Origin of the sequence: Streptomyces omiyaensis (genome assembly GCF_014650895.1) — a bacterium.
GTDB lineage: Bacteria > Actinomycetota > Actinomycetes > Streptomycetales > Streptomycetaceae > Streptomyces > Streptomyces omiyaensis.
Genome location: NZ_BMVV01000021.1, coordinates 63,756 through 81,768 on the forward strand (window position 1 = coordinate 63,756; position 18,013 = coordinate 81,768).

Here is an 18,013-nt window from a genome sequence, read left to right on the forward strand (position 1 = left end):
CCGACCCGTGGTCGGTCCCCTTCGTCAGTCACTGATCAGCCGTTGCCGGGATCAGCTGCAACCGCTGGTGGAGCCGCAGCCCTCGCAAATGTAGCAGGAGCCGGCCCGCTGCATCTTCGTGCCGCAGGAGAAGCAGAGCGGGGCGTCGGCGCTGATGCCGAGCTGCATCTCGACGAGCTCCGCCGAGGTGTGTGCCTGCTTGGGGGCCGGGACCTCGGCCTTGACCACCGGGGCGGGGGCGGCGACGGCCTTCAGCTCCGTGGCGACCGGGGCGGACTGGGCCAGCCCCTCCACGTCGACGTCGACGTCGTCGGCCTGCTCGTAGGAGCCGGTCTCCAGGTGGCGCTGCCGCTCCTCGGCGGAGTGGATGCCGAGGGCCGAGCGGGTCTCGAAGGGCAGGAAGTCCAGCGCCAGGCGGCGGAAGATGTAGTCGACGATCGACTGCGCCATCCGCACGTCCGGGTCGTCCGTCATGCCGGCCGGCTCGAAGCGCATGTTGGTGAACTTCGAGACGTACGTCTCCAGCGGGACGCCGTACTGCAGACCGACGGAGACGGCGATGGAGAAGGCGTCCATCATGCCCGCGAGGGTCGAACCCTGCTTCGACATCTTCAGGAAGACCTCGCCGAGACCGTCGTCCGGGTAGGAGTTGGCGGTCATGTAGCCCTCGGCGCCACCGACGGTGAAGGAGGTGGTGATCCCCGGGCGGCCCTTCGGGAGGCGCTTGCGGACCGGGCGGTACTCGACGACCTTCTCGACGGCCTCGCGGATCGTCGCCTCGGTCTTCGCGGTCACCTCGGCCTTCTCGTCCTCCTTCTTCTTGGCGGAGAGCGGCTGGCCGACCTTGCAGTTGTCGCGGTAGATCGCGAGCGCCTTGACGCCCATCTTCCACGCCTCGAAGTAGACCTCCTCGACGTCCTCGACCGTGGCCGTCTCCGGCAGGTTCACGGTCTTGGAGAGGGCGCCGGAGATCCAGGGCTGGATGGCGGCCATCATGCGGACGTGGCCCATCGCGGAGATGGAGCGCTCGCCCATGGCGCAGTCGAAGACCTCGTAGTGCTCGGTCTTGAGGCCCGGGGCGTCGATCACATTGCCGTGCTCGGCGATGTGGGCGACGATCGCCTCGATCTGCTCCTCCTGGTAGCCCAGGCGGCGCAGGGCCTGCGGGACGGTGCCGTTGACGATCTGCATCGAGCCGCCGCCGACGAGCTTCTTGAACTTGACCAGGGCGAGGTCGGGCTCGAGACCGGTGGTGTCGCAGGACATCGCGAGACCGATGGTGCCGGTCGGGGCGATGACCGACGCCTGGGCGTTGCGGAAGCCGTGCTTGGCGCCGAGGCGGATCACGTCCTGCCAGGCCTCCGTGGCGGCGGCCCAGATCGGCGAGTCCAGGTCGTCCACGCGGACGGCCTTGGTGTTCTCGTCGGCGTGCTGCTTCATGACGCGCTGGTGCGGCTCGGCGTTGAGGGCGTAGCCGTCGTAGGCGCCGACGACCGCGGCGAGCTCGGCGGAGCGCTTGTACGACGTACCGGTCATCAGGGAGGAGATGGCACCGGCGAGCGCGCGGCCGCCGTCGGAGTCGTACGCGTGGCCGGTCGCCATCAGCAGGGCGCCGAGGTTGGCGTAGCCGATGCCGAGCTGGCGGAAGGCGCGGGTGTTCTCGCCGATCTTCTCGGTGGGGAAGTCCGCGAAGCAGATGGAGATGTCCATCGCGGTGATGACGAGCTCGACGACCTTGGCGAAGCGCTCGACGTCGAAGGACTGGTTGCCCTTGCCGTCGTCCTTGAGGAACTTCATGAGGTTCAGCGACGCGAGGTTGCAGGACGTGTTGTCCAGGTGCATGTACTCGCTGCACGGGTTCGAGCCGTTGATGCGGCCGGACTCGGGGCAGGTGTGCCAGTGGTTGATCGTGTCGTCGTACTGGATGCCCGGGTCGGCGCAGGCCCACGCGGCCTCGGCCATCTTGCGGAAGAGCGCCTTGGCGTCGACCTCCTCGATGACCTCGCCGGTCATGCGGGCACGCAGGCCGAACTTGCCGCCGGACTCCACGGCCCTCATGAACTCGTCGTTCACGCGGACCGAGTTGTTGGCGTTCTGGTACTGGACGGACGTGATGTCGTCGCCGCCCAGGTCCATGTCGAAGCCCGCGTCACGGAGGGCGCGGATCTTCTCCTCCTCCTTGACCTTGGTCTCGATGAAGTTCTCGATGTCGGGGTGGTCGACGTCGAGGATGACCATCTTGGCGGCGCGACGGGTGGCACCACCGGACTTGATCGTTCCGGCGGAGGCGTCGGCACCGCGCATGAAGGAGACCGGGCCGGAGGCGTTGCCGCCGGAGGAGAGCAGCTCCTTGGAGGAGCGGATGCGGGAGAGGTTCAGGCCGGCGCCGGAGCCGCCCTTGAAGATCATGCCCTCTTCCTTGTACCAGTCGAGGATCGACTCCATGGAGTCGTCGACGGACAGGATGAAGCAGGCGGAGACCTGCTGGGGCTGCGGCGTGCCGACGTTGAACCAGACCGGCGAGTTGAAGCTGAAGATCTGGTGGAGGAGCGCGTAGGTGAGCTCGTGCTCGAAGATCTCCGCGTCGGCGGGCGAGGCGAAGTAGCCGTACTCCTCGCCGGCCTTCGTGTAGGTCTTCACGATGCGGTCGATGAGCTGCTTCAGACCGGTCTCGCGCTGCGGGGTGCCGACGGCCCCGCGGAAGTACTTGCTGGTGACGATGTTGACCGCGTTCACCGACCAGAAGTCGGGGAACTCCACGCCGCGCTGCTCGAAGTTGATCGAGCCGTCGCGCCAGTTGGTCATGACGACGTCACGGCGCTCCCAGGCCACCTCGTCGTACGGATGCACGCCGGGGGTGGTGTGGATGCGCTCGATCCGCAGGCCCTTGCTCGCCGCCTTGGCTCCCTTGGTGCGGGAACCACGTGCCGGGCCGCTCGCCGTCTCTGTCATGCCGCCTCCCATATACGGGCAAAACACCCTTTGGCGCCCAGATAATCCCAGAGCACCGTCGTCTGTACTACGTTCTGTACTGCTTGACCCACGGGCACCGCACAGGTCGCCCGGGGCAGGTCTTCACGGCCGCACGGCGACCGGTGCCGGGCCCGCGAGGGCCCGGGCCGCCATCAGTCGGCGGTACCGGCGGGGGCGGGAACCTCGGGGGCACCCGCACCGCCGTTCTCAGCGGGAGGCCGCACGCGGAGTTCCGCGATGGCGGCCTCGAAGTCTTCGAGGCCTTCGAAGGCCTTGTACACGGACGCGAAGCGCAGGTACGCGACGAGGTCGAGCTCCTGCAGCGGCCCGAGGATCGCGAGGCCCACGTCATGGGTGGTCAGCTCGGCACTGCCGGTGGCGCGCACCGCCTCCTCGACCCGCTGACCGAGCTTGGCCAGGGCGTCCTCGGTGACCGGTCGTCCCTGACACGCCTTGCGGACGCCGGAGATGACCTTGGTGCGACTGAAGGGCTCGGTGACGCCGGAGCGCTTGACCACCATGAGCGAACAGGTCTCCACCGTGGTGAAACGGCGGGCACAGTCGGTGCACTGGCGGCGGCGTCGGATGGACGTGCCGTCATCGGTGGTGCGACTGTCCACGACCCGGCTGTCAGGGTGCCTGCAGAAGGGGCAGTGCATCGCGGTTCCGACCCTCTTCCTGATGGCATCACTGAACAGCCCCGCGGGGCCCGTCAAGGCCCTCGAAGCGACCACCAGCATAGGCGATGGACGGCACCCCGGTAGACCGGGGACCACTATCCCTGGGCGGCCGGTGACATCCAACCACTAGATCTTGGGTTCAGGTCGCTTCGACACCACCCGCGTGTCGCGGGGTCCCCGAAGCCGCGCCCATGCTCCGCGAATGGGAGACTGGGAGGGCGCGCCGGGGCCCGGGAGCCCAGCGGGGAAGGCTACCGTAAGGGCGGGATCGGCCCTGGAGGACCCACCCCCCATACACCCCCACTCGCACACGTGTAAGGCAATCTGCGGATTTTCACTCGAACGTGTGTTTGGCGCAACCTTTCGAAAGCTACTACCGTTGTGCCAGCCAGGGAGACCATTCGAGAGGGGCCGACGACGTGACCACCACCGCAGACAGCGCCACCATCACCGCCCAGGACCGCTCCCAGGGCCGACTCGAGCCGGTGCACGCCATGAACGAAACCGCCATGAACGGCGAGGAGCCCGGGCGCCCCACCCGAGCCCTCCCCGGAAGGCCTCCAGGCATCAGGGCCGACAGCTCCGGCCTCACCGACCGCCAGCGCCGGGTCATCGAAGTCATCCGCGACTCGGTCCAGCGGCGCGGTTACCCGCCGTCGATGCGCGAGATCGGACAGGCCGTCGGCCTGTCCAGCACGTCGTCGGTGGCCCACCAGCTGATGGCCCTGGAGCGCAAGGGCTTCCTCCGCCGCGACCCGCACCGCCCCCGGGCGTACGAGGTCCGCGGATCGGACCAGCCCAGCACCCAGCCGACCGACACCACCGGCAAGCCCGCCGCGTCCTACGTGCCCCTGGTGGGCCGGATCGCGGCCGGCGGTCCCATCCTGGCCGAGGAGTCCGTCGAGGACGTCTTCCCGCTTCCCCGGCAGCTCGTCGGCGACGGCGAGCTGTTCGTCCTCAAGGTCGTCGGCGACTCCATGATCGAGGCCGCCATCTGCGACGGCGACTGGGTCACGGTCCGCCGCCAGCCCGTCGCGGAGAACGGCGACATCGTCGCCGCCATGCTCGACGGCGAGGCCACCGTGAAGCGCTTCAAGCGCGAGGACGGCCACGTCTGGCTGCTCCCGCACAACGCCGCGTACCAGCCCATCCCCGGTGACGAGGCCACGATCCTCGGCAAGGTGGTCGCCGTACTGCGGAGGGTGTGACCCCACCTGCCGGCTTCGACCGGGCCCCGGGACCCACTGCGCCGGTCCCGGGGCCCGCTGTTCGTCCCGCTCTCTCCTGGCTCTCGTCCGGCCCCGGCATCCGCCGGGGCCGGACGTGCGTCCGCCGCCGGACTCAGGCGCCGTCCGCCTTCGCCTTGGCGTCGATCGCCGCGAGCGACTTCCGCACCTGATTGCGGTCGGTCGTGTACCAGAAGTCGGGCATCGAGGCCTTCAGATAGCTGCCGTACCGCGCGGTGGCGAGGCGCTGGTCCAGGACGGCCACGACTCCCCGGTCGCCGGTGGCCCGGACCAGGCGGCCGGCCCCCTGGGCCATCAGCAGCGCCGCGTGCGTCGCGGCGACCGCCATGAAGCCGTTCCCCCCGGCCTCCTCGACCGCCTTCTGGCGCGCGCTCATCAGCGGGTCGTCCGGGCGCGGGAAGGGGATCTTGTCCATGACGACCAGCTGGCAGCTGGCCCCCGGCACGTCCACGCCCTGCCAGAGCGACAGCGTGCCGAAGAGGCAGGTCCGCGGATCGGCCGAGAAGTTCTTGATCAGCTCGCCCAGGGTGTCCTCGCCCTGGAGCAGGATCGGGAACTCGGGGATCCGGGTCCGCAGCTCCTCCGCCGCCAGCTGGGCGGCCCGCATGGAGGAGAAGAGCCCCAGGGTCCGGCCGCCGGCCGCCTGGATCAGCTCCGTCAGCTCGTCCAGCATGTCGCCGCGGTCGCCGTCCCTGGCCGGCTTGGCCAGGTGCTTGGCGACGTACATGATGCCCTGCTTGGGATAGTCGAACGGGGAGCCGACGTCGATGCCCTTCCAGACGGGCAGGTCGTCGCCGGTGGTGCCCTCGGGCGCGAGGCCCAGGGAGGCACCCACCCCGTTGAAGTCGCCGCCGAGCTTCAGGGTGGCGGAGGCCAGCACGACGGAGCGCTCGGTGAAGAGCTTCTCCCGGAGCAGCCCGGAGACCGAGAGCGGCGCGACCCGCAGCGAGGCGCCGAAGCGGTCGTGGCGCTCGTACCAGACGACGTCCCACTCGGAGCCCTGGGTGATCCGCTCCGCGACGCCGTACACGGTCTCGACCGAGGCCATCGCCTGCTTGCGGACGGCGTCCTCGTCCTGCACCGAGCGGTCCCGGGTGTTCCCCAGCGCGGTGATCACCGCGCGGGCCGCGTCACGGAGTGCCATCAGGGCGTACGCCAGGTCCTCCGGAACCTTCTCCAAGCGGCCCGGCAGCGCCAGCTCCATGACCCGCTCGAAGCCCTCCGCCGCGGTCTGGAGCTGGTCGGCGACCTTCTCGTCCACGAGCTTGGCGGACCGGCGCACCGCCCGGTTCACCTGCCCCGGGGTGAGCTCGCCGGTGGCGACGCCGGTGACCCGGGAGACCAGCTCGTGGGCCTCGTCGACGATCAGCACCTCGTGCTGGGGCAGCACGGGGGCGCCCTCGATCGCGTCGATGGCGAGGAGGGCGTGGTTGGTGACGACGACGTCGGCGAGCTTGGCGCGCTCCCGCGCCGCCTCGGCGAAGCACTCCGCCCCGTAGGCGCACTTGCTCGCGCCGAGGCACTCCCGGGAGGAGACCGAGACCTGGGCCCAGGCCCGGTCGGAGACTCCGGGCGTCAGGTCGTCCCGGTCGCCGGTCTCCGTCTCGTCCGCCCAGTCGCGCAGCCGGAGCAGGTCCTGGCCGAGCTTGCTGGTGGGCGCGGCCGCCTCGAAGGGGTCGAAGAGGCCGTCCTCCTCGTCCTGCGGGACGCCTTCGTGGAGGCGGTGCAGGCACAGGTAGTTCGAGCGGCCCTTGAGCATGGCGAACTGCGGACGGCGGCGCAGCTGCGGATGGAGCGCGTCGACCGTCCGCGGCAGGTCGCGCTCGACGAGCTGGCGCTGGAGCGCCAGGGTGGCGGTGGCGACCACCACCCTCTCCCCGTGGGCGAGCGCCGGCACCAGGTAGCCGAGCGACTTTCCGGTGCCGGTGCCCGCCTGGACGAGCAGGTGGGAATTGTCGTCGATGGCCTCGGCCACGGCCTCGGCCATGGTGACCTGGCCGGGCCGCTCCGTGCCGCCGACGGCGGCGACGGCGGCGTGGAGGAGGTCGGGGAGGGATGGCTTCGTCATAGCCGTCCCAGACTACGGGGCCGCACCGACAGCGGAGGCACTCCCCGGAATCACGCGAGGGGGTTGGGGACGGTGCCGTGGACGGCCGCGTGCGGGCGGTCGGAGCGGTCCCGGTAGCCGTCCATGTGCAGCCGGTTCCGGTTGAGGCAGAGCCGCTCGATCCGTGGGGTGAGCAGGTCGAAGAGCTCGAACCGCTCCTTCAGCTCGGGGAACCGCTCCTGGTGGCGGAGGATCTCTGCGCGGACCAGGGACCAGAAGTCCGCTTCGGCGACGTCGAGTTGTTCCTCGCACAGCGGGGCGAGGTAGCGGAAGACGCCGACGAAGAGCCCCGAATGGATGAACTGGGTGAGGAAGCCGGGCTCCTCGGTGAGGAGGACGGCGCGGACGTCGTCGGGCATCGCCTCGTGCTCGGGGAGGGGGTGGGCGCTGATGTTGACGTCGTCGACGAAGTCCTTGATCGCCAGCCGGACGGGGACGTCCCGGTCGTCGTAGACGACGATCGCGTTCTCGCCGTGCGGGGAGAAGACCGTGCCGTAGCGGTAGAGGAAGTGGAGCAGGGGCGGCAGCAGCGCGGCGAACAGGCGCCGGAGCCACACGGCCGGTGCCAGGCCGGAGCGCTCGACCAGCTCGGCGACGAAGGCGCGGCCCGCCGGGTCGGTGTGGAGCAGGGAGGCGAGGGTGCGGGCGCGCTCGCCGGGCGGCAGGCGGAGCGGTTCGCGCCAGATCGCGCCGAGGAGTTCCTTGTACTGGTAGGGGACCTCCGGCAGCCGGTCGTAGAGGGGGTGCTCGACGGTGACGGAGGCGACCTCGCCGAGGAGGATCACGCCGCACTCCTCGCGGAGGAAGGCGTCGGCGTCGCGCAGGCCGTGGACCCAGGCGGTGACGGCGGGGGCGGCGAGGGTGCGTTCGGTGGGGAGGCCGCGCCAGACGAGGGTGTTGAGGACGGAGAGTGGGAGTTTGACGGTGTGCCGGTCGGGGCGGCTGGTGTTGAGGAAGGTACGGATGGACTGCTGCGGCAGGCGGAGGTCGCCGTCGGCGGGGAGCGGGACGATGGCGCCGGAGGCGACGGCGGGGGCGTAGAGCGGCAGCAGGATCTCGTCCCACTGCCAGGGGTGGACGGGCAGCAGCAGGTAGGCCTCGGGGTCGAGGCCGCGGGCGGTGAGTTCGGCGCGGAAGGCGTCCCGGACGCCGGGGTCGAGTTCGCGGGCGTAGAGGCGGTCGGGGGTGTCGAGGCCGTCGACGCCCCGGTAGTCGGCGATGCGGTCGCTGACCGCGATCCACGGGAGGCGGGTGGCGCGGCGCGCCTCCGGGGCCCAGCGGGCGGCGTCGCCGGCGGAGAAGCCGATCCGGCCCTTGTTCAGGACGAGCCAGGGGTGCCCGGTCTGGTGGCCTTCGAGTTCGGCGTAGGAGAGGTCGGCGAGGCGGCCCGCGGGGAGGGCGGTGTGGTCGAGGCGGGCCTCGGCGGCGAGGGTGGTGGAGAGCTCGCGGATGAGGTGCCCGAGGGTGGCGCCGTCGAGGCCGAGGAGTCCGCGTGCCCCGACGAGGAGGGCGAGCGGGTCGGTCAGCGGCCGGCCGTCGTGGGTGATCGTGTCGGGGTCGACGCGCCAGCTGCCGTAGGCGCCGCGGCGGGCGGTGAAGGCGAGGGAGGTGCCGTCGTCCAGGGCGAGGGCGTACCGGCCGGGGGCGCCGTCGTCGGCCGGGGCGGGTTCGAGGATCTCCTCGTAGGCGAACTCGCCGAGGGCCTTGGCGAGGGTACGGGCGGAGGCGCGGGCCCAGGCCGCGGGGTTGAGCTCGGGCGGCGCGAGCAGTTCGGGGGCGGGGGCGGTCGCCGCGGGTCGTGCGGAGTCGTGGGGTGCTGGGGACGGCGTCACAAAGACTCCTCGAAGTGGGAACCGGTGTGGGTCGAGCGGTGTATCAAAGGCAGAGGGTGTTCACAGAACGTGACGGAGGGCCCTGTCGCGGATCATGAGCGCGGCTCGTTTGTCGGGCAGGTCGATCTCCGCGGCATAGCGGAAGCCTGCGCTGAGGAAGGCGGAGACGGAGGGGGTGTTGCGGATGTCGGGTTCGGCGACGACGCGGGTGCACCGGGGGCGGTGGTCGAGGACGAGATCGGCGACGGCCCGCAGGAGGGCCGTGCCGACCCCGCGGCCTCGGTCGGCGGTGCCTCCGAGCAGCAGGTGGATACCGGTGTCGTGGGGACGGGCCGGGTAGGCGCGGGCGAGCGGGTCGAGGTCGGCGCGGTAGATCTCGAAGTAGCTCATCGGGGCGGAGTCGAGCACGCCGAGGCAGGGGACGCTGCGGCCGTCGCCTTCGAGCTGGGCGCGGACGTGGTCGGCGGTGACGGTCTCGGGTCCGGCGAGTTCCCAGAAGGCGGCGACGGCGGGGTCGTTCATCCACCGGGTGAGGAGGGCCAGGTCGCGGGCCGGGCGGACGGGAGTGAGACGGAAGCTGCCGAAGCGGGTGTCCGCCGGGGACCAGGAGGCGACGGAGTCGAGCAGGTCACCGTCGAGGCGGGCGTCGCCGGCATCGGCATCGGCATCGGCGGTGCCCGTCGGATGGGCCGCGATCGTGGGTGCCGGCTGTCGCCCGGTGAGGAGGGCGACGAGGTCGTCGACGCGGAGGTCGAGGGTGTCGTCGCCCGCCGGGTCGGCCGCGGGGGTGTCCGTCGGGTCGGCCGGTGAGGGGGTGGTGCCGGCGGACTGTCTGTGGTCCGGATGTATGGACATGAGGCGCTTTCGTGGTTCGTGGACGCCCCGGCGAGGGGTGGCCGGGGGCGGGTCGGTGGGTGCGGGCCGGGGGCGGCGGGGGTGGGCCGCCGGGGCTCAGGCGCGGAGGGGGTTGGTGACCGTGACGTAGACGGACTGGGTGTCGACGGGGCCGACGAGCTCGTCGAGACCGTGGAGACGGGTGAGGAGGTTGGCCTTGCTGCGAAGGGTGGACGCTTCGAGGAGGCGGTGCGGGAGGGGTGAGCCGAGACCGGTGGCGGAGGTGAGGAAGGAGCGGAAGGCGGCGAGCAGGATCCGCTCGTCGGCGAGGCGCTGGGCGCCGAAGGCGCCGATCAGGCCGAGGACGTTGTTGATGCCGAGGTAGTAGGCGAAGCGCTCGTCGGTGACCTGGTCGGAGACGAAGGTGTCGCTGTGTGCGCCGATGCCGGGGAGGCGGCCCTCCAGTTCGGCCTGGTGGGATTCGCGGAAGTAGTAGCCCTGGTTGTCGCGGTAGCGGCCGCCGGTGGGCCAGCCGTCGGCGTCGAGGAGCACGAGGGTGTTCTGCTGGTGGGCTTCGAGGGCGATGCCGGCGTGACCGTCGAGCCAGAGGATGGGCCGGACGACCTGGTCGAGGTAGCGGAGGAACCACTCGGCCGAGACGGCCGGGACGGGGCGGCCGGTGCGGGCGGCGAGCCGGCCGACGAGCTCGGCGAGGCGGGAGCTCATGCCGGTGGCGCCGGGACGGGGACGGGGGGAGGTGAGGGCCGCGAGGCAGACGGCGTCGTCGCCGGGGCCGAAGGGGTTGTGCCGGATCATCAGGTCGAGCCCGGGGACGGGGGCCCCGTCGGGGGCGTCGACGGCGAGCCAGGCGGGGTCGCGGACGATGTCGAAGCCGGGGTGGACGGCCTGCCACTCGTCGACGAGGCCGGTGCGCAGGAGACGGTGGACCTCGACACCGCGGTGGAGTTCCTTGCGGAGGTTCTCGCGGCGGGAGTTGGTGATGCGCACGCCGAGGGAGAGCTTGAGCATGGCGCGGGCGCCGGGGCGGTGGACCGTGCGGACGGAGGAGGTGGGGTGCCAGTGGCTGCCGTGCGGGCCCAGGTCGTGGAGGAGGCCCCGGTCGAGGAGGACGCGGATGTCGGGGCGGTGGAGGAGCTCGCGGGCCTGCCAGGGGTGCAGGGGCAGGGGGGCGGTGCCGGTGGGGTGCGCGAGGCCTTCGGCGAGACCGGCGGCGAGCTGCTCGGCGGTGACGTGGCGGCCCTGCTCGGTCCAGGCGGAGTCGGAGACGAGGAGGGAGTGGTCGACGGCGAACCAGTGGAGGGAGAAGGAGCCGTGGAGCTCGGGTGAGTAGAGACGGGACTCGGCCTCGGAGAGCCCTTCGCGGCTCTTGGGGGTGGGGTGGAGGGGGTGGCCGAGGAGGAGGGACTGTTCGGCGGCGAGGAAGAGGTCGGCGTCGGGGTGGGGCCGGGGGTCGCGGCGGCGGGCGGTGAGGAAGTCGGCGGTGCGGCGGGCGGAGTCGGCGACGCGGCCCACGAGTTCGGTGGCCTCGGGGCGTCCGGTCTCGCGGCTGAGCAGGGCGGCGAGGGTGACGGCGTCGACGGTCGGCGCGGTGGAGGGGAGGCCTTCCAGGGAGGGGGCGCCGAAGCGGTGCCAGCCGGTGGGCGACCAGTAGGCGACCGGGACGAGGAGGGCGGTGCCGGTGGCGTCGAGGGGGACGCGGAGGGTGGAGGTGTCGGGGGCGGGGAGGTTCTTCTCCCGGACCCAGCAGCGGAGGAGGTTCTCCAGGGCGGCGGCGTCCGCGGCGCGCTGGGGGTCGGGGTCGTCGAGCGGGTCGGGGCCGGGGGTGCCGGGCCGGTGCGGGTCGGCTGCCGGGGCGGCTTCGGGGCGGGACGTCCGGAGGGCGCCGGGGCCGGTGTGCTGGCGCGGGACCGTGTGCTCCTCGGTGTCGGGGCGGGTCTCGGTCTCGGGCACCTGGGAGGTGGGGGTGACGTTCACGCGGGTTTCCTTGGAGAGGGGGCCGGGGGCGGTCCGGGTCAGTGGGACGGTCCGGGGACGGGCCGGTGGGGGGCGGGCGGCCGGGGGACGTGGGCCCGTTCGGCGGCGGCGAGGGCGTCGGCGAAGCGGTCCAGGACGGCGGTGGCCTGCTCGTCGGTGAGGGTGAGCGGGGGAAGGAGACGCACGACGGCGGAGTGCCGGCCGCCGAGCTCGACGATGAGTCCGCGGTCGAGACAGGCGCGCCGGACGGCCCGGGCGAGTGCCGGGGCGGCGGGCGGGACGGGATGGCCGGGACCGGCGGCCTCGGGGTCGACGAGCTCGACGCCGATCATGAGGCCGCGGCCCCGGACGTCTCCGACGCAGGGGTGGGCGGCGCGGAGGCCCTGGAGGTGGGCGAGCATCCGGGCGCCGAGGGTGGCGGCCCGCTCGGCGAGGCGGTGTTCCCGAACGTACGCGAGGGTGGCGGTGCCGGCGGCCATGGCGAGCTGGTTGCCGCGGAAGGTGCCGGCGTGGGCGCCGGGTTCCCAGGAGTCGAGGGAGGAGCGGTACACGATGACGGCGAGGGGGAGGGAGCCGCCGATGGCCTTGGAGAGGACCATCACGTCGGGGACGACGCCGCTGTGCTCGACGGCCCAGAAGGCGCCGGTGCGGCCGACGCCGGTCTGGACCTCGTCGACGACGAGGGGGACGGAGTGCCGGGCGGTGATGCTCCGCATGCGGCGCATCCAGGTGTCGGGGGCGGGCAGGACCCCGCCCTCGCCCTGGACGGCCTCCACGATCATCCCGGCGGGGGTGGTGACACCGCTCTTGGGGTCGTCGAGGAGGGTCTCGGTCCAGCGGGCGGAGAGCTCGGCGCCGCGCTCGCCGCCGACGCCGTAGGGGCAGCGGTACGTCTGGGGGTACGGGAGGCGGGTGACGCGGACGTCCTCGGCGCCGCCGGAGACGGCGAGGGCCCCGGCGGTCATGCCGTGGTAGGCGCCGGTGAAGGCGAACAGGCCGCGCCGGCCGGTGGCGGTGCGGACCAGTTTCAGGGCGGCCTCGACGGCGTCCGTGCCGGCGGGGCCGCAGAACTGGATGCGGGCGTCGGCGGCGAGTTCCGGAGGGAGGGTGGCGAAGAGTTCGGAGGTGAAGGCGTCCTTGACGGGGGTCGCGAGGTCGAGGACGTGGAGGGGGGCGCCGGAGTCGAGGACCTTGTGGATGGCTTCGAGGACGACCGGGTGGTTGTGGCCGAGCGCGAGGGTGCCGGCGCCGGAGAGGCAGTCGAGGTAGCGGCGGCCGTCGGCGCTTTCGATGGTCAGGCCGCGGGCGCGGACCGGGACGATCGGCAGCGAGCGGGCGTAGGTGCGGGCGGCGGACTCGCGCTGGGACTGCCGCCGCAGGATGGCCTCGTAGCCGCCCCCGGCCACCGTGCCGTAACCCCGCCGCGTCGACGCCGAGGGCTCCCCCGCGGTGCCCCTCCCCCGGCCGTGGCCCTCCGCGCCACCACCGCCACCACCGCTGCCGCTGCCGCCGCCGCTGTCGGCAACCTCCGCAGCCGGGGCGCCGGCAGAGGTGCGGACCGGAGGACCACCTGCGGCCTGGGCCGGGACACCGGCTCGGAGCTGGGCCTGGGTCCCGACCGGATCCCGGGCCGGGACACCGGCCGGAGTCTGGGCCTGGGCAGGAGCACCGCCTCCGGCCTGAGCAGGGGCACCGCCTCCGGCCTGGGCGGGGGCATCGCCCGCGGCCTGGGGCGGGGTATCCGTCGCGGCCTGGGTGGGAGCATCGCTCGCGGTCTGGACCGGGGCATCGGCTGGGAGGGCGGCCGGGGGGCGGGGCGGGGGTGGTGCCGGGGGGGCCTTCGGGGCCGGGTGCGCCGGCGTGGAGACGGGTGCGGTGGCTGGAGCTGATTCGGTCACGGCCACGGCTCGGTGTCCTCCCGCGATAACGGTTGCGTTGCACATCGACGGGGCGCCGGACCGTGCCCAAAGGCCGCTCCGGACGCCGTCGTTGTGTCCCCCGTACGTACCAACGACGGGAACAGCCGGGGAACACGGGCTCGACGCAAGATCCTTGGCGTGTCCCGGATCACGCCTTGGCAACGGCCGTACCGGCTCCGGAACCGCCGGTGGAGCGCGTACCGTCCCCTCCGGCACCGGCATAGTGGGGGCCGTCGCCCCCGGGTCCGTCCGGTCGCGGGTGCGGCAGAAGCCCAGACGTGCACAGTTGACGTAGTCCCAGGGGGATCAAGAGATGCGATCGATTCGTCCGCTGCTGATGGCGGCGTCCGCCGTCGCGGCGCTGACGCTCACCGTGACGGCCTGCGGCCCGACCGAGGAGAACGCGGGAGACAAGCCCAGTGCGCCGGTGAGCGAGAACCCGGTCGACAAGATCAAGATTCCGGAGGACCTCAAGCAGCGGCTGAAGGACCACGGCATCGACCTCGACAAGTGGCGCAACGGCGAGTGGAAGAACTGGGACAAGGACAAGTGGCTTCGCGAGGCGAAGGACTTCGTCAACCCGATCATCGAGGACCTCTGGGACCCGGACCGGATGCGGGACGCCGAGCGCCCCGAGCGACCGGTCGAGGAGGAGGACATCTCCGGTGACGAGGGCGTCACCGACCCGACGCCCGACCCCGTGAAGGCGAAGGCGGTACCGGCCAAGTACCACGCCAGCTCGCCCGCCTCCGGGAAGGTGTTCTTCGACGGGCCCGACGGCTCGATGGTCTGCTCGGCCACCGTGGTGAAGGACCCGGCGCACCCGGGCAAGTCCAACCTGGTGTGGACCGCCGGCCACTGCGTCCACAAGGGCAAGGAGGGCGGCTGGTACCGGAACATCGCCTTCGTCCCCTCCTACAACGACTCCGTGATGGAGACGTCCGCGCTGGAGAAGGCGTCGCGCGAGCAGATCGCCCCGTACGGCGTGTGGTGGGCGGACTGGGTGAAGACCTCCGACCAGTGGATCGCGCAGGGCGCGTCCACCGGCGGCGCGGGCGCCCCGTACGACTTCGCGGTCATCCAGGTGACGCCGGAGAAGGGTTCGTCCGGCAAGTCGCTGGAGGAGACCGTCGGCACGGCCCTGCCGGTCGACTTCAACGCCCCGGCGGTGCCGAAGATCAAGGACATGACGGCGACCGGCTACCCGGCGGCGCCGCCGTTCGACGGCCAGAAGATGTACCGGTGCGCCGACAAGCCGGGCCGGCTGTCGCTGAAGGCGGAGCAGCCGACGATGTACCGGATCGGCTGCACCATGACGGCCGGTTCGTCCGGTGGCGGCTGGGTCGCCACGGGCAGGGACGGGCAGCCGGCGCTGGTGTCGAACACCTCGATCGGCCCGGCCACGGCCGGCTGGCTGGCGGGTCCGCGCCTGGGCCCCGAGGCCGAGGCGATCTTCGACGAGGTCAGCAAGAAGTACGCCGGCCAATAGGCCGGTGAATCACGGCACGTGACCGGAGGGAGGCGGGACCGGAAGGTTCCGCCTCCCTCCGGTCGCTCAGGCACACCTTCCAGGGGGACCCACCACATGCGTTCCGTACGACTCATACCCGCGGCCCTCGCCGCGGCGACGGCGCTCGCGCTGACCGTCACGGCCTGCGGGCCCACCGAGACGCCCGCCGCGGACAAGCCGGCCGGCGGCGCGAGCACCTCCGCGTCCGCCCCGTCGGAGAACTCCGACGGCGGGACCGGGGGCGGGACCGGCGCCGCGGACGGCCTCGCCGGCGGTCTCGCCGACAAGCTCAAGGAGCACGGCGTCGACCTCGACGCGTGGAAGCGCGGCGGGTGGAAGGACTGGGACACCGGCACCTGGCTGCGCGAGGCCGAGGACTTCGTCAACCCGGTCATCGAGGGCCTGTGGGACCCGGCCCGCATGCAGTCCGCGAAGAGCCCGGATCCGACGATCACCGCGCAGGCCGGCGCCTCCGGCTCCGACCCCGTGCCGCGGCCGGTGACGGCGCAGCGCGAGAAGACCCCGTACCACCGCAACGCCGCGCCGGTCGGCAAGATCTTCTTCGACTCGCCGCAGGGGTCGATGGTCTGCTCGGGCACGATCGTGAAGGACCCGCGCCGGCCCGGGAAGTCGAACCTGGTCTGGACGGCCGGGCACTGCGTCCACGCCGGGAAGCGCGGCGGCTGGTACCGCAACATCACCTTCGTCCCGGCCTTCAACGACCTGGGCAAGTCCCCCTCCGCGCTGCGCAACGCGCGGCCGCACGAGGTCTACCCCTACGGCCAGTACTGGGCGGACTGGGCGGTGACCTCGGGCGAGTGGATCCGGAGCGGCGGATCGAACCAGGCGTGGCCGTACGACTACGCCGTCCTGCACGTCCAGCCCCAGCGGGGCGGCAAGTCGCTGGAGGAGACGGTCGGCGCGGCGCTGCCGGTCGACTTCTCCGCCCCGGCGCCGGCCCGGGCCGGGACGGTGGGGGCCTGGGGCTACCCGCAGGCCGCTCCGTACAACGGTGTGATCATGCACAAGTGCCTGACCGGGGCCTCGCGGCTCACGACGGCGCCGGCGACGCCGGTGATGTACCGGATCGGCTGCACGATGACGGCGGGTTCGTCGGGCGGTGGCTGGTTCCGGGTGCTGCCGGGCGGGAAGACGGCGCTGGTGTCGAACACCTCGATCGGCCCGGCGCGCGGGAACGGCTGGCTGGCCGGTCCGCAGCTCGGCCCGGGGGCCAAGGCCGCGTACGACCTGGTCAGCAAGAAGTTCGCGCGCTGACGCGCCGACGGGCCGGCGGACCGCCGGCTCCCCGAACGGGCTCCGGCCCCCTCCCGGGTCGGGAGGGGGCCGGAGCCTTCGTGCGGTCCGTGCTCAGTGCGCGGCGGGGACGTACGGCGCGAGCGCCGCCGCCAGTTCCTCGTGCACCCGGGCCTTGACCAGGGTGCCCTCGGGGGTGTGCTCCTCGGAGAGCATCTCGCCCTCGGCGTGGACGCGGGAGACGAGGCCGCCCTGCGTGTACGGCAGCAGGACCTCGATCTCCACCTCCGGGCGCGGCAGCTCGCGGTCGATCAGGGCGAGCAGCTCCTCGATGCCCTCGCCCGAGCGGGCGGAGACGGCCATGGAGTGCTTCTCGACGCGGAGCAGACGCTGGAGGACCAGCGGGTCGGCCGCGTCGGCCTTGTTGACGATCACGATCTCCGGCACGTCCACCGCGCCGACGTCCCGGAAGACCTCGCGCACGGCGGCCAGCTGCTCCTCCGGGGCGGGGTGCGAGCCGTCCACCACGTGCAGGATGAGGTCGGCGTCGGCGACCTCCTCCATGGTGGAGCGGAAGGCCTCGACCAGGTGGTGCGGCAGGTGCCGGACGAAGCCGACGGTGTCGGCCAGGGTGTAGACCCGGCCGGACGGCGTCTCGGCCCGGCGGACGGTCGGGTCGAGGGTGGCGAACAGGGCGTTCTCCACCAGGACTCCGGCGCCCGTGAGACGGTTGAGCAGGGAGGACTTGCCGGCGTTGGTGTATCCGGCGATGGCGACCGACGGCACCTTGTGACGGCGCCGCTCCTGCCGCTTGATGTCACGGCCGGTCTTCATCTCGGCGATCTCCCGGCGCATCTTCGCCATCTTCTCGCGGATGCGGCGCCGGTCGGTCTCGATCTTGGTCTCACCGGGACCACGGGTGGCCATGCCGCCACCGCCGCCGCCGCCCATCTGGCGGGAGAGCGACTGACCCCAGCCGCGCAGGCGCGGCAGCATGTACTGCATCTGCGCGAGGGCGACCTGTGCCTTGCCCTCGCGGGACTTGGCGTGCTGGGCGAAGATGTCGAGGATCAGGGCGGTCCGGTCGACCACCTTGACCTTGACGACGTCTTCGAGGGCGATGAGCTGGCCGGGGCTGAGCTCACCGTCGCAGACGACGGTGTCGGCGCCGGTCTCGACGACGATGTCCCGCAGCTCCTGGGCCTTGCCGGAACCGATGAAGGTGGCCGGGTCGGGCTTGTCGCGGCGCTGGATCACGCCGTCGAGGACGAGGGCGCCCGCGGTCTCGGCGAGGGCGGCGAGCTCCGCGAGGGAGTTCTCGGCGTCCTGCACGGTCCCCGAGGTCCACACGCCGACGAGCACGACGCGCTCCAGACGGAGCTGTCGGTACTCGACCTCGGTGACGTCCTCGAGTTCGGTGGAGAGGCCGACGACGCGGCGCAGCGCGGCGCGCTCGGAGCGGTCGAACTGGTCGCCGTCCCGCTTTCCGTCGATCTCGTGGCTCCAGGCGACGTCCTCTTCCATCAGGGCATCGGCCCGAAGGCTCTCGGTGCGGCGCGACTGCGCGAAGCTCTGCTCGTCCTGGGAAGGGGAAGAAGAGGAGGTCATTGGATCCTTACGTCGGTCGGAACGATGGTGTCGGTACAACGTGCGGCGGCTCCG

Annotated in this window: 11 protein-coding genes; 3 read left to right on the forward strand and 8 right to left on the reverse strand. The window is 72.3% G+C overall.

Annotated elements, in window-relative coordinates; all coding sequences use genetic code 11:
- Positions 1 to 51: 51 nt before the first annotated feature.
- Together IE287_RS28155 and nrdR are read right to left on the reverse strand one after the other, a co-directional pair.
- Positions 52 to 2,952 carry a vitamin B12-dependent ribonucleotide reductase gene (locus IE287_RS28155; protein ID WP_189852024.1) on the reverse strand — a complete coding sequence of 967 codons (2,901 nt, stop codon included), beginning with the start codon at positions 2,950 to 2,952 and terminating at the stop codon, positions 52 to 54.
- A gap of 173 nt (positions 2,953 to 3,125) precedes the next feature.
- Positions 3,126 to 3,632, reverse strand: coding sequence for a transcriptional regulator NrdR (gene nrdR, locus IE287_RS28160; RefSeq protein ID WP_189852025.1), 507 nt, complete (start codon positions 3,630 to 3,632; stop codon positions 3,126 to 3,128).
- Positions 3,633 to 4,072: 440 nt separating this feature from the next.
- Here nrdR and lexA point away from each other — a divergent pair, with 440 nt between their 5' ends.
- On the forward strand, positions 4,073 to 4,861 hold the full coding sequence (gene lexA, locus IE287_RS28165; protein WP_189852026.1) for a transcriptional repressor LexA: 789 nt from the start codon (positions 4,073 to 4,075) through the stop codon (positions 4,859 to 4,861).
- Between the two features lie 133 nt (positions 4,862 to 4,994).
- On the opposite strand, the gene IE287_RS28170 is transcribed toward lexA, so the two are convergent.
- The 5 genes from IE287_RS28170 to IE287_RS28190 form a co-directional block, all read right to left on the reverse strand.
- On the reverse strand, positions 4,995 to 6,968 hold the full coding sequence (locus IE287_RS28170) for an ATP-dependent DNA helicase (protein WP_189852027.1): 1,974 nt from the start codon (positions 6,966 to 6,968) through the stop codon (positions 4,995 to 4,997).
- A gap of 50 nt (positions 6,969 to 7,018) precedes the next feature.
- Positions 7,019 to 8,839: an IucA/IucC family protein gene (locus tag IE287_RS28175; protein ID WP_189852028.1), complete on the reverse strand. Its 1,821-nt coding sequence runs from the start codon at positions 8,837 to 8,839 to the stop codon at positions 7,019 to 7,021.
- Between the two features lie 60 nt (positions 8,840 to 8,899).
- Complete coding sequence (locus IE287_RS28180) at positions 8,900 to 9,694, reverse strand: GNAT family N-acetyltransferase (protein WP_189852029.1); 795 nt, start codon at positions 9,692 to 9,694, stop codon at positions 8,900 to 8,902.
- Positions 9,695 to 9,790: 96 nt separating this feature from the next.
- Positions 9,791 to 11,668, reverse strand: coding sequence for an IucA/IucC family protein (locus IE287_RS28185; RefSeq protein WP_189852030.1), 1,878 nt, complete (start codon positions 11,666 to 11,668; stop codon positions 9,791 to 9,793).
- A gap of 38 nt (positions 11,669 to 11,706) precedes the next feature.
- Positions 11,707 to 13,074: a diaminobutyrate--2-oxoglutarate transaminase family protein gene (locus IE287_RS28190; RefSeq protein WP_189852031.1), complete on the reverse strand. Its 1,368-nt coding sequence runs from the start codon at positions 13,072 to 13,074 to the stop codon at positions 11,707 to 11,709.
- An 826-nt stretch (positions 13,075 to 13,900) separates the two neighbouring features.
- Here IE287_RS28190 and IE287_RS28195 point away from each other — a divergent pair.
- Together IE287_RS28195 and IE287_RS28200 are read left to right on the forward strand one after the other, a co-directional pair.
- Positions 13,901 to 15,076, forward strand: coding sequence for a trypsin-like serine peptidase (locus tag IE287_RS28195; RefSeq protein ID WP_189852032.1), 1,176 nt, complete (start codon positions 13,901 to 13,903; stop codon positions 15,074 to 15,076).
- 96 nt (positions 15,077 to 15,172) lie between these two features.
- Complete coding sequence (locus IE287_RS28200) at positions 15,173 to 16,372, forward strand: trypsin-like serine peptidase (protein ID WP_189852033.1); 1,200 nt, start codon at positions 15,173 to 15,175, stop codon at positions 16,370 to 16,372.
- A gap of 93 nt (positions 16,373 to 16,465) precedes the next feature.
- Here IE287_RS28200 and hflX read toward each other — a convergent pair whose 3' ends face one another.
- Positions 16,466 to 17,959: a GTPase HflX gene (gene hflX, locus IE287_RS28205; RefSeq protein WP_189852034.1), complete on the reverse strand. Its 1,494-nt coding sequence runs from the start codon at positions 17,957 to 17,959 to the stop codon at positions 16,466 to 16,468.
- Between the last annotated feature and the right edge of the window lie 54 nt (positions 17,960 to 18,013).